Source organism: Thiomicrospira microaerophila, from assembly GCF_000934765.1.
Taxonomy (GTDB): Bacteria; Pseudomonadota; Gammaproteobacteria; order Thiomicrospirales; family Thiomicrospiraceae; genus Thiomicrospira; species Thiomicrospira microaerophila.
Genome location: NZ_JYNN01000062.1, coordinates 1 through 11497, shown reverse-complemented (window position 1 = coordinate 11497; position 11497 = coordinate 1). Strand labels below are relative to the sequence as shown.

The 11497-nt window shown below is 44.8% G+C and carries 11 protein-coding genes; 8 read left to right on the top strand and 3 right to left on the bottom strand.

The genetic code is table 11. The annotated features are described in order from the left end of the window. The 6 genes from NA59_RS11720 to NA59_RS11695 form a co-directional block, all read left to right on the top strand. The coding region (locus NA59_RS11720) for a tyrosine-type recombinase/integrase (RefSeq protein ID WP_044412907.1) at window positions 1–720 on the top strand (720 nt) is incomplete at its 5' end. Continuing rightward, window positions 717–2327, top strand: a complete 1611-nt coding sequence (locus NA59_RS11715) for a hypothetical protein (protein ID WP_044412411.1) — start codon at window positions 717–719, stop codon at window positions 2325–2327. The genes NA59_RS11720 and NA59_RS11715, both read left to right, overlap by 4 nt. Next, window positions 2324–4195 carry a site-specific integrase gene (locus NA59_RS11710; protein WP_044412414.1) on the top strand — a complete coding sequence of 624 codons (1872 nt, stop codon included), beginning with the start codon at window positions 2324–2326 and terminating at the stop codon, window positions 4193–4195. Before NA59_RS11715 ends, NA59_RS11710 begins: the two co-directional genes overlap by 4 nt. Continuing rightward, window positions 4188–4577, top strand: coding sequence for a 26S proteasome regulatory subunit family protein (locus tag NA59_RS11705; protein ID WP_044412417.1), 390 nt, complete (start codon window positions 4188–4190; stop codon window positions 4575–4577). The genes NA59_RS11710 and NA59_RS11705 overlap by 8 nt, the downstream gene beginning before the upstream one ends. 104 nt (window positions 4578–4681) lie before the next feature. Further along, window positions 4682–5791, top strand: coding sequence for a chorismate synthase (gene aroC, locus NA59_RS11700; protein WP_044412902.1), 1110 nt, complete (start codon window positions 4682–4684; stop codon window positions 5789–5791). Further along, on the top strand, window positions 5775–6977 hold the full coding sequence (locus NA59_RS11695; protein ID WP_232504089.1) for an MFS transporter: 1203 nt from the start codon (window positions 5775–5777) through the stop codon (window positions 6975–6977). Before aroC ends, NA59_RS11695 begins: the two co-directional genes overlap by 17 nt. A 21-nt stretch (window positions 6978–6998) precedes the next feature. Here the strand turns inward: NA59_RS11695 and NA59_RS11690 are convergent, their stop codons facing one another. Continuing rightward, a complete protein-coding gene (locus NA59_RS11690; RefSeq protein WP_044412899.1) occupies window positions 6999–7580 on the bottom strand; it encodes a response regulator in 582 nt (193 codons plus the stop codon). Window positions 7581–7753: 173 nt separating this feature from the next. On the opposite strand from NA59_RS11690, the gene NA59_RS11685 reads away from it, so the two are divergent. Both NA59_RS11685 and NA59_RS11680 read left to right on the top strand, forming a co-directional pair. Then, complete coding sequence (locus NA59_RS11685) at window positions 7754–8389, top strand: glutathione S-transferase N-terminal domain-containing protein (protein ID WP_044412896.1); 636 nt, start codon at window positions 7754–7756, stop codon at window positions 8387–8389. Window positions 8390–8398: 9 nt separating this feature from the next. Next, the gene (locus NA59_RS11680; RefSeq protein ID WP_044412893.1) at window positions 8399–8773 is read left to right on the top strand and encodes a ClpXP protease specificity-enhancing factor; all 375 of its coding nucleotides are present in this window, start codon (window positions 8399–8401) and stop codon (window positions 8771–8773) included. A 753-nt stretch (window positions 8774–9526) separates the two neighbouring features. Here NA59_RS11680 and NA59_RS11675 read toward each other — a convergent pair. Both NA59_RS11675 and NA59_RS14510 read right to left on the bottom strand, forming a co-directional pair. Beyond that, window positions 9527–9841 carry a hypothetical protein gene (locus NA59_RS11675; protein WP_044412890.1) on the bottom strand — a complete coding sequence of 105 codons (315 nt, stop codon included), beginning with the start codon at window positions 9839–9841 and terminating at the stop codon, window positions 9527–9529. Window positions 9842–10087: 246 nt separating this feature from the next. Further along, window positions 10088–11185: a hypothetical protein gene (locus NA59_RS14510; RefSeq protein WP_052501653.1), complete on the bottom strand. Its 1098-nt coding sequence runs from the start codon at window positions 11183–11185 to the stop codon at window positions 10088–10090. Window positions 11186–11497 lie beyond the last annotated feature (312 nt).

Below are 11497 nucleotides of genomic sequence, written 5' to 3'. Positions count from 1 at the left end.
GGAAACCAAAAAAATACGGCTAATGTGATGCTTAAAGAAAATGTTGCCGCTTTACAGATTTTGACTAAACAAGAGGTCAAAACTTTAATGGCTCACCAGTGTTTTATCTCTCAGCAACTAATTTATCGTTTAGCCCTTCAAACAGGCATGCGTAAAGAGGAATTGATGACGTTTCCAGAGAGTTACATACAAGACCCTAAAACCAAGCGTGGTAAGGCGATTGTGCCGGTTGTATTGAGTTCCAAGGATATGGCGGTGGTAAGCGGTCAAGGTGGCACAAAAGGCAATAAGGAACGAACAATTCATATCCCTATATCCCTATATGAGCGGCTGTGGCAGTACAAGTTGCATGAACGATATGAATTGCTAGTAAAGAATGAGGTCAGTGAACAGAAAGCATTGCTATTGAATCGGTTTGGGCGACCTTATTCGATAAAAGGCTCGATACTGAATACGAAACTTAAAGAGATTGTCGGGCGAAAAGATATTAGCCTGCATAGTCTTAGACATACTTATGCAACATTTAAGCTGTATGGACTTAAAAACAACCCGGATTATCGAGGAAACGCATTGGTTTATGTTCAAGACCGTTTAGGCCACTCTAGCATTCTAACCACACAAATCTATCTGCATTACCTTGAGGACTTAGAAGGCGATTTGATGACTGAATATGACCAAGATATTGACCAAATCTGCCTTGAAGCGGAGGGGTTAGCATGAAAAAACGTAAAGACTTTAGTCAAGCTCCTTTAGCCCCTGTGGTAGACCAAGATGGAGTCGTTGTCACAACACCTGTTTTACAGACAAACATCCCGCAAAATAAGGTCGTGTCGTTTGGTGTAAATGCAAAGAACCAACGAAATTACGACTTCACGCAACACTATGGTCAAGGCATTGATTCAATTACCAGTGCAGTACAACAAACCATTGAAATCATGCTCTCTGAGTCGGTGGTGGAAACTTCAACCATTTCAAATTATTGCTACAATGGGTTTTCATATTTTGCTCAGTATTTTGCGATTTATACAAAAGCCATGAATCGAGAGCTGGGGTTATTAGATATTACCTTTGAATTGACTGAAAACTATATCCAGCATCTAAAAAAAAATTACCCAAATGGTTCTTCAGCTAAAAACTTTTACACGCAAACAAAATCTATTCTCATCAAAATGCAAGGCATGGGTTGGCTTAATCGTTTTGATTTTCCGAAGAACCCATTCCCTAACTCGAATCGGAAAATGAAAGGACAAACAGCCTTCTCTAAAGCCGAGCGTAAGCGTGTGGCTCATGCGTTAAAGGTTGATGTAAACAAGATTCTGAAGAAAAACGAGCCATTAAACAGTTATGACTTGACCATCATATTGTTAGCGATAGCACTGCGTTCTGGTATGAATACGACACCACTTCTGGAAATGACTACGGACTCCATTCAAGACCATCCATTAAAAGAAAACCGTAAACTGTTGGTGCTCTACAAGCGTCGAGGCAATGCAACGCACATCCAGAATCTGCGTCACTCAACCAATGTTGAAAACGTACAGACGGTCTTGACAGATGTTGCGGTCATGGTTCAGCATGTCATCGACATGAATCAGTCTTTAAGAGCTGAGAGCGGCACGGGTTTAGTGTTTTGCTATCGTGCAACTAGTGCAAATGGCAACATAGCACTGGGTAAAATTACTACAGCCATGAACAATACCCTCAAAGCCAACATTAAAAAATGGGTCAAAGTAAAAGACTTGAAGAACGACAGTGGCGACCCTTTGCAAGTCAATATCTCACGCTTCAGGAAGACTTTTGAAAACCGTATTTGGGAGTTATCAGGTGGTGATCCATTTGTCACAGCGGCCTTGGCGAACCATTCGCTTAAAGTCTCGCAAACACACTATCTTGAAGCGCCAAAAGAAGCGGAGAAGAACTTTAATTACATGGGTAAGGTACGAACAAAAGAACTGCTCTCAAATGTGAAAGTGATTGAGAATAACACGCCTGTTTCCAAATGTTCTGATATTTCAAATCGTTCCGATAAAAACGGCAATAAAATCTACTGTACCGACTTTTTAAGCTGTGTGCGCTGTCGCAATATGGTCGTGACAAAAGAAGACCTGTATCGCCTATTCTCGTTCTACTGGCTGATTGTCTATGAGCGTGAGCAAATTGGGGCAAAGCGTTGGAGCAAATACTTTGCGCACATCATTCGCATCATTGACCGTGATATTGCGCCACAATTCGATGCAGACTATGTGGCAACGATAAAAGCCGAAGCCCAAGCCAATCCTCACCCTGCTTGGAAACACCGCAATCAATTGGAGGAGGCTGTCGCATGAGTCAAGTATTACAAATCAGCGCAACCGACTATTGCCGCCCACAAAAAATGCATGAACTCGATGACTCAGTGCTAAAAGTCTTGCCAATATCGTCTTATCAACTACCTGATGGAAGCCATAAAGTCATCAGCCAATACGGTGATGATATATGGCGATTAGAGGATGCTCGTTTTCCATCGAACACAATGGATAATCAAAAGAAACTCCGCTTTAATACAATTCCAAGTCAGTTCGTGGAAGCGGTCAAGTTTGCGCTCAAGCATTACGACATTAAGCAAAACCCTTCGGGTGCTACTTTGCTCGGTGTGTTTAAGCATTTGAAACCTTTTCTTGCATACTTGAACAGCATTGGTGTCCAAAGCACCACTGGCATTACCCCTTTGCATTGCGCCAACTATGTTCACCAGTGCAAAACGGAGATTTCCAAAAAAACCAAAAAACCACTGTCTAAAGGCACTTTAACTCATCGTTTTTTAGCGATTGAAACTCTGTATCACAATCTCAAAGGAACGCAATGGTCGTTTGAGCATCCTTGGATGGAGAGTTCTGCAAGTTATTTAGCGGGGAATCATTCTCAAGGGAAGAAAACCGCTAAAACTCAAGTCATTCCTGATGATGAACTCAAAGTGCTGATAAACCACTGCAACAAGGTTTTGGAACAAGCGAATAACCTAATTCAAATTCAATCAGAAATTGAAATTGAGAGAGTCAAACTCGCTGAAACAATCAAGGGAAAGTCTGATATAAGTGCCGCCATTACCAATCGTTTTCTCAAGCCCCAAGGATATTCAGGGTTGAAAGAATTTAACGCTATGTACAGCGACATCCCTGGTGCAATGGCAATTATTATTCTCACTTTTTCAGGTATCCGTATTCACGAACTCTGTGCTATTCAATTCGATGCGTATCGCATTGAGGATAATGAAGAAGAGGTCTATTACTGGTTAAAATCGCACTCTAGTAAGACGCATGAGGGCTATACCGAATGGCTTGTTCCTGAAATTGTTATCCAAGCCATTGAGGTGCAAAAAGCCTATATCAAACCATTACAAGAAAGGTTATGGCAAGAGCAAGCGGAACTGCTTTCTAACGATCCGCATAGCCCTAGAGGGTTGAAGATTAAGAGCTTTAAGAATCACCTGTTTTTGACCAACTCATTGCAACAAGGTAATCAGGTGAACTCGTTGAGTAATTATGCCTTTGGCCAGCGATTAAAAGCCTTTGGTGATGCACTTGGCGTTAAAGGGTTAGCCGCCCACCGATTTAGACGCACCTTTGCGGTTTATGTGGCGCAGTCAGCTTATGGTGATTTACGTTACCTCAAACAGCATTTTAAACATTGGGGAATGGACATGACTTTGCTTTATTCAGCAAATCGATCCCAAGACGAAGAGCTTTACGATGAAATCGCGATACAAATTAAAAACTTCAAAATCGCACGCGTGGAGGAGTTTTTAGATGAAGATACGATTATCACGGGTGGCCTTGCCAAAAAATTGATCTCGTATCGGTCAAGCAATGAGTCTGTTAAGACTTTTGAGAACCGAGCGGCGATGGCGGAGCGCATTTCAGATACTGTGCATTTGCGCTCAACTGGTCACTCATGGTGTACCTCTGATAATGCTGGCTGTGGTGGGCGCTCCGTGATCGAGGGAACCGAATGTGTTGATTGTGATGGATCCATTATCGAGAAGAAACGGCATGGTGAATACTTTAAAGGCATCTACATTCAGCAATTAGAATTAAGACAAATAGATGACATTGGTGAGGCAGGAAAACAGCGTGTGGAACGGGATATTGAGCGTTGTGAACGTGTTTTAAAAGACCTTGGTATGTGGAATGAAGTGAAAGAGGTATCTAATGTCTAACTCAACCGAAAAAGAAATTAGAAATGCCCTGATACGCTTAAAGCATGGCAGACCAAAAGTAGTCGATAAGAAACGCAAAATTAGTATCAGTGCGCTGGCAGATGAAGCGGGAGTGTCAGACTCAACCATTCATAATCGTTACCCTGAAATAGCAGCAGAAGTCCGAGAAATCATTGGCAAAGAGCACAAGTCTCAACGGGATGAAAAGAGTGAAAAACTGAAGCTTGAGAAGGCTAAGAACAAGGAATTACGAGACTACATTGAGCAGCTTGAATCCGATATACGCAAGCTCACTTCCATCAACGCCACGCTGAGTAACGAAAATGTTAAACTAAAAGCGGAAATGGCAAGTGGTAAAGTAATACGGATCAACCAAAATTAAAGGGGTTTATAACCATGAAAAAACTTAAAAAGTCTTACAGTGTGCATAATGCACTATTTTCAACGACTTACTTTAATGTAAGCCTTATCAAGGTTGTATAATTTATGGCAGGCAATACATTAGGACAGGTATTTCGAGTGACGACCTTTGGTGAAAGTCACGGTTTGGCATTGGGGTGTATTATTGATGGTTGCCCACCAGGCCTGGTTATTACGGAGGCAGATATTCAGGCGGAATTAGATCGTCGCAAACCCGGTACTTCAAAATTTACTACCGCACGTCGTGAGCCGGATCAGGTGAAGATATTATCAGGCGTATTTGAAGGGGTGACCACCGGTACGCCGATTGGTTTGTTGATCGAAAATACCGACCAGCGTTCGCAGGATTATTCAAAAATTGCCGATACCTTTCGTCCAGCGCATGCCGATTACACCTATTTGCAAAAATATGGCGTGCGTGATTATCGTGGTGGCGGTCGCTCATCCGCGCGTGAAACCGCGATGCGAGTGGCAGCGGGCGCGATAGCGAAAAAATATTTGCGTGAGCGTCTTGGTGTCGAAGTCAGGGGATATTTGTCACAATTGGGACCGGTGAAAATAGACAAGGTGGATTGGTCGGTGATTGACACCAATCCTTTCTTTTGTCCAGATGCCGACAAGATTGGCGAAATGGAAGCTTATATGACCGAGTTGAAAAAAACCGGTGATTCGATTGGTGCGAAAATTACGATTGTAGCGCAAAATGTGCCGGTCGGTTTAGGTGAGCCGGTGTTTGATCGTTTAGATGCGGATTTGGCGCACGCGTTGATGAGCATTAATGCGGTGAAGGGTGTGGAGATCGGTGATGGCTTTGCGGTGGTTGAGCAAAAAGGCAGCGAGCATCGTGATGAAATGTCCTCGCAGCGTGGTTTTCACTCGAATCATGCGGGCGGTATTCTGGGCGGTATTTCTACCGGCCAGGAGATTGTCGCGCACATTGCATTAAAACCAACTTCAAGCGTGACCGTACCCGGTCAGAGCATTAATCGTCAGGGTGAGACGATTGAGATGATTACCAAGGGGCGCCATGATCCTTGTGTTGGCATTCGCGCCACGCCGATTGCGGAAGCGCAAATGGCGATTGTGTTGTTGGACCATTTTATGCGTCAACGAGCGCAAAATGCCGATGTAGTGCCGCCGGTGATGGATTTGGCAAATCTTGCGCCAACCCGATAATCTTTCCTCTTCTACAAAATCGGTTACGCCGTCCGGTTTTCCTAGACGGCGTTTAGCCAGTTATTATTTCGTTTATTTCACGCTGTTTGGCAGTCTGTTGCCGTTTTTTGGCTTGTATATGCAAGGCCTCGGTTTCAGTGCTTGGCAGATAGGTCAGGTGATGGCCGCACTCATTGGCACGAAAATCCTTGCGCCTTATTTGTGGGGCTGGTTGGCTGATCGAACGGGGCGCATTATGCCTTGGGTGCGCGGCGTAATCGGTATGGCGACACTGGCTTCAATGGGCTTGCTTTGGGTAGATAGCTTTGCCGGTGTGATGACGGTCGTTATCTTGTTTAGCTTTTTTTGGCATGGTGGGCTTCCACTGTTTGAAGCCTACACTTTTAGTCAACTCGGACCGAATAAAGCCCAGTACGGCAAAATTCGTTTATGGGGTTCGTTGGGATTTATTGCCGCGGTTTTGGTGCTGGGTGAGTTGTTTAGTCGTTATGGTTTGGCGGGCTTTCCTTGGGTGATCTTGGGTTTGTTTGGGGTGCTGTGGTTAGTGAGCTGGAGCTTAAAAGACCAATCCATTTCACAAGCGGCGCCACTGGCGGCGGAGCATTTAGGCAAGGTGTTAAAATCACCGGTTGTCTGGTCGCTGTTGCTGGTGAGTTTTTTACTTCAGTTTTCACATGGCACTTATTACAACTTCTTTTCGATTGATTTAACCGCTCATGGCTATTCTAAGCAGTCTATCGCTTGGCTTTGGAGTTGGGGGGTGTTGGCGGAAATTGTTGTTTTTTTGGCGATGGTTTGGCTGTTTCGGCATTATTCGGTCAGAAATTTAATTCTAGCGAGTTTGGTGCTGACGTTGTTGCGTTGGCAGATTAATATTTGGGGTGTCGATTCAATCGGTTGGATGCTGTTAGCGCAAACCTTGCATGCCGCGAGTTTTGGGTTGTTTCATGCGGCGGCCTTGCATTTGATTGATGATTTGTTTAAAGGGGCATTGCGCGGGCGTGGGCAGGCAATTTATGCGGCAACCAGTCAAGGGTTGGGGGGCGCGGCAGGCGCCTTATTAGCTGGCCTGACTTGGACACTCGGCGGTGCACTCTTGTCGTATATGGTGTCGTCGTTGGCGGTGTTGTTAGCGATTATCGTGGCGTGGCGCTGGCTGAGGTTAGAAAAAAGGTGCGCCCGGTGAATACTGGGCGCAGTGAAAGCGTTAGTTGCGCTTTAGGTGGTATTCGTAGGTCAAAAACTGCTTGATGATTTCTGGTTGTGCCGGCTTATGAATCACGGTAATGTCTTTTGGCAGTCTATCACGGTCAATCTTGTTAGGCTTTTCGCCCGTCATAATCATAATGGTAGACTCTTTGGTGGTTTCAAAGTTGCGGAGCGCATGTACCATGCTATAGCCATCCATCTCGGGCATGACGAGGTCAGCAAAAATAAAATCAGGACGGTAACGTCCCGCTTGCATCAGACCCTCAAAACCATTGCTGGCGGTATAGACTTTGATCGGAAACTCGAGCGATTGTACGAGTGACTTGATGAGTTCAAGGGATACTTTGTCATCATCAACAACCAGCACTTTGAGGCGTTCATCATCTTCGTTAGCGCGCTCTTTGCCATTGTTCATGATGTATTCATCCACGGAGCTGCGAAGTAAGCGGCGGTGGCCACCGGGTGTGCGCCAAATTTGAAGAACACCTTCGTCCGCAAGACGCTTTATTACCGTTTTAGAGACGCCTATTATTTTGCAAGCTTCGGTGGTGGTAACATATTTAGTATTTGTTTGTGCCATATTAAATTCTCCTAAAAGTTCGTTTTAATTGTTAATTGCATGAATTATAGCACTAGCTGAATAGATTTGCGTAATAAAAAGGTTTTTTGATTTTATGCTGTGAAGTTTAAGCTTGACAGAGGGTGTATAATTAATCATTGATTTAATTTTTTGGCATGTATAAGGAGCCTTAGATGTCTGATATTCCGTTAACAAAACGTTCGATGATGACCCTTTTTTCTGATCCACGCAGTCCCAACTCGCATCGCGTGCGTTTGGTGGCAAAGGAAAAAGATATTCCCATGGATGTGGTCGAAGTTGATTCAGATGACATGCCTGAAGACTTAATGGAACTCAATCCTTATGGTACCTTGCCTACTTTGGTCGATCGTGAATTGATTTTGCATGATGCGCAGGTCATTATTGAGTATTTAGACGAGCGTTATCCACATCCGCCATTGATGTCAGTTGATCCAATCTCTAAGGCACGTTGTCGCCAGCAGTTGCGTCAGATTGAAACGGAATGGTATCCTTTGGTTGAGGTGATTGTGCGCAATAAAAATGCCGATGCGGTTAAGCGTGCACGTCGTGATTTAACCGAACGCTTGATTCAGATGATTCCGGTATTCGCGCATAAGGATTTTTTTATGAGCGACGACTACACCTTGGTGGATGCGAGCTTGGCGGTGCTACTGTGGCGTTTGCCTTCACTGGGCATTGAGTTGCCGAGATCGGCTAAAGCGATTATTGATTATTCCAATCGTTTGCTAGAACGCGAAATGTTTAACGAAAGCTTGTCAGATGATGAGCTTGATATGAATGATGCATAGGAAGGTTGTATGATCTCAAACCGTCCTTATTTAATGCGTGCGATTTATCAATGGATTGTGGATAACGAATGGACACCGCACGTACAGGTAGATGCCAACTTTCCGTTTGCTGATGTACCGCAGGAGTTTGTCAGTGAGGGGGTGATTGTATTAAATATTGCCCCCACGGCTGTTCAGGGCTTAGATATGGCGAATGACTGGATAAGCTTTAGAGCGCGTTTTCAAGGGATAGAGCGCAAAATCGGCTTTCCACCTGAGGCGGTGTTGGCACTGTTTGCCCGTGAAAACGGTCAAGGCATGCCATTCCCCCCCGAGCCGTACCCCACCGAAGATGCCCCAGCCCCGAAGCCTAAAAAACGCCCTACCTTGAAGGTGGTAAAGTAGGTGGCTAGAATATGAAGTCAAAGAGATCTTAAGCACGCTTAGAATATGGCTTAGTCTAACTATCGGTTTGATTGTCATTGTCACAGGTGGACTAATATCTCGATATGATCGGGGCTTGATTGACGGGTTGTTTTATTCCGGTTTTCTTGCTTTATTTGTGCTATTGTTAATAGTGGTATTTGTAGTGTTAACCCGGATGTTTCATAAATTCGCGTGATGATCGCGCAGGATATTGGTTTCCCAGTGCTTTTTTTGAAGGAGCGCTGTAGTTATTCATACAGCCGACTGAAAAAAAAGTGCTGGGGAATCAATAGACAAGCGAGGGCGCGTGAACTTTATGGAATATCCGGGTTAAATATTGCGCGAAAAACAAAGAGAATTAAGGAGTTGTGATATGGATCCAAGTATATTGTTTATAATTGCCGCACTCGTGTTCTCCGGTGTTGTTATTTTTGCAACAATAAAGCTCTCCGAAGAATAGTTCAAAAGGTAAATTAACCTCGTTACCACGCTGTGCGTCACTGCCATTAAGTTAAGGAATGAGTGACAACACGGAGCTAACCAACTTCCGTCATTGCGAGGCCGAAGGCCGTGGCAATCTCTGGCAGACTGCGCACGCCCTTGAGAGATTGCCGCGTCGCTGCGCTCCTCGCAATGACAGGTTTTTTCTTAACTTAATGGCAGTGACGCTGTGCGTGGGAACGCTAGTCCATTCAAGACGGTAGTGAATAAATTGAACTGATCGTGTAACTTTTAGTGCTGAAAAATACCAGAAATTCTATTGTACACACCAGTCCAGTGGTGAGGGAAATACAACTCAAACCGAATGGCAAAAACCTTCGAGTGGTTTTTAAAATAATCTTCTATCGTTTTAATCAAACGCAACATATACGGCAATACTTGTGGGCCACGGTGCGTCATAATTGGGTATTCATTAAAATACGGGTCATAATAAAGGTAGAGGTCTTTATTATGAGGATGGGTTAATTGCTCTTCAGCATATTCCTGAGGAAAGGATTTGTCCTTATCGTAGGGAATAAGGTACTTGGCTCTCATGGTCTCAATCATACTAGACTCGATTAAGCTATACCTTGGCTTAATTAGAGTCTAACAAAGCAAAGGCTATACCACCCCATACTTTAGTGTTTTTCGTTTAATGCTCGGTCATTTTTTGCGCTTGAGTTGTGTGTAATGGTATGCACTAAATCCATGAAAGCTGGTCGCGTGACTAGCTGGGAGTACACAAGCGGTGATGAGCGCGAGATAAAGTTGCTTTTTTTCACGTTTTTTTTAGGCCATTAGGCTAGATGTTGCTTAGCTTTGCGCACCGGTGATTTTAGCCGATTCTTCTTCTGCTGCTTTTCTAGCGCCTTCAGCCGCGGCACGCGCCGCTGCAAGGGCTTCGGCTGCTTCAGCCGCCGCACGAGCTGCCGCCGCTGCCGCCACTCGTGCTTCCTCAGCTGCTTTCGCCGCTTGCTGTGCAGCGGCTAGACGATCAGCTTCAAGGTTCAAATCGGGGTTGTCAGTCACTGTTGCCATGCTTCTTGTGCCTGAAACCACCTCTTCAACAATACGTGTTACAACTGTCGCCACTTTAGCCTCATCAACTTCAGCTGTTTGTGAACCCTCATCATTTAACTGTGCTTGAGCGACTTCAGATTCTAAATCACCACCTGGCGCAGCTACGCGTTCGGCAACTTGTGCGACTTTAACGGCTTGCGAAACACTCGCACGAATCTCCGTGGCGCGTGTTGCAATCGCGGCTGTAATTTGCTCTTGTGTCGCACCTTCACCGGCTGATGCGAAAGCTTCGTTAATAATGCTTCTTGCTTGTTGCGCCGAGGTGTTAATTTGTGTCGTTACTTGCGTAGCGACGGTGTTTATATTCGTTGCTCTGCTTGCGCCAACAACTTGTGTCATTGCTTCTGGGTTTGCGACAGTATCATCAAGTGTTCTGGCTGCTGTCGTGCCTGTTGCTCTTGTTAATGCCGCAATAGGATCTCCTTTTATAGCTTGCTCTGTTGCATCCTCAGTATCTGCTAGGCTGGTTTCAACAATTTTCGCGAGGGCGACAACCTTAGCGGCCGCGGCGGCGACTTCAGGTCGGCTAACACGTACTTCAACGGGATCAGATTCAATATCGGTTTCGTCAATACCCAATACTGTGGCTGTTTCAGTTGCCGCGGCGGTTCTAGCCGTTGCTTGACGCTCTGCTCTTTGCTGCGTTTTTACTTCTTCGTCCAATCCTTCTAGCTCGGCTTCGATCTCATCGAGCTTCGCTTGAAGAATCGTGTTTTTAACTGTTGTAATCGGGGTCACGTTTAGGTTACGACGTACACCGTCAACTTGCTCTGCCGCGACAGGCTGAGGTGCACTCAAGGTTGGCAAATTAACACCGGTTTCTATATCCACACAGTTTCTTGCTATGATTGCTGATGCAGGAGTGTCTAAAAATAGATAACGACCGTTAGCACCAGCGACTTCCGTTGCCTCTAACCCTCGTCGAGTTGTAACTGTACAGTTTCTTGCATAACCATCTGAAACAGTAATGTAACTATTCAGCCTGAAAAAAAACAAAAAAGTACTTGACAGGGTTTTTGACCTAAAAACCCAAAATTAATCCGCTTTTGAACTCAGTGCTATAGGCGCAAACCAAGCCTGATCTGAGTCGCGTGTCTATAATGCATTATACTAAATACCCCCGTGCCAAGACAAAAAATTAAA

Bases quoted from the DNA above. Each gene is read 5' to 3' on its own strand.
- NA59_RS11710 (WP_044412414.1), top strand. From the start codon at position 2,324: ATGAGTCAAGTATTACAAATCAGCGCAACCGACTATTGCCGCCCACAA.
- NA59_RS11680 (WP_044412893.1), top strand. From the start codon at position 8,399: ATGATCTCAAACCGTCCTTATTTAATGCGTGCGATTTATCAATGGATT.
- aroC (WP_044412902.1), top strand. From the start codon at position 4,682: ATGGCAGGCAATACATTAGGACAGGTATTTCGAGTGACGACCTTTGGT.
- NA59_RS11715 (WP_044412411.1), top strand. From the start codon at position 717: ATGAAAAAACGTAAAGACTTTAGTCAAGCTCCTTTAGCCCCTGTGGTA.
- NA59_RS11685 (WP_044412896.1), top strand. From the start codon at position 7,754: ATGTCTGATATTCCGTTAACAAAACGTTCGATGATGACCCTTTTTTCT.
- NA59_RS11690 (WP_044412899.1), bottom strand. From the start codon at position 7,580: ATGGCACAAACAAATACTAAATATGTTACCACCACCGAAGCTTGCAAA.
- NA59_RS11705 (WP_044412417.1), top strand. From the start codon at position 4,188: ATGTCTAACTCAACCGAAAAAGAAATTAGAAATGCCCTGATACGCTTA.
- NA59_RS11675 (WP_044412890.1), bottom strand. From the start codon at position 9,841: ATGATTGAGACCATGAGAGCCAAGTACCTTATTCCCTACGATAAGGAC.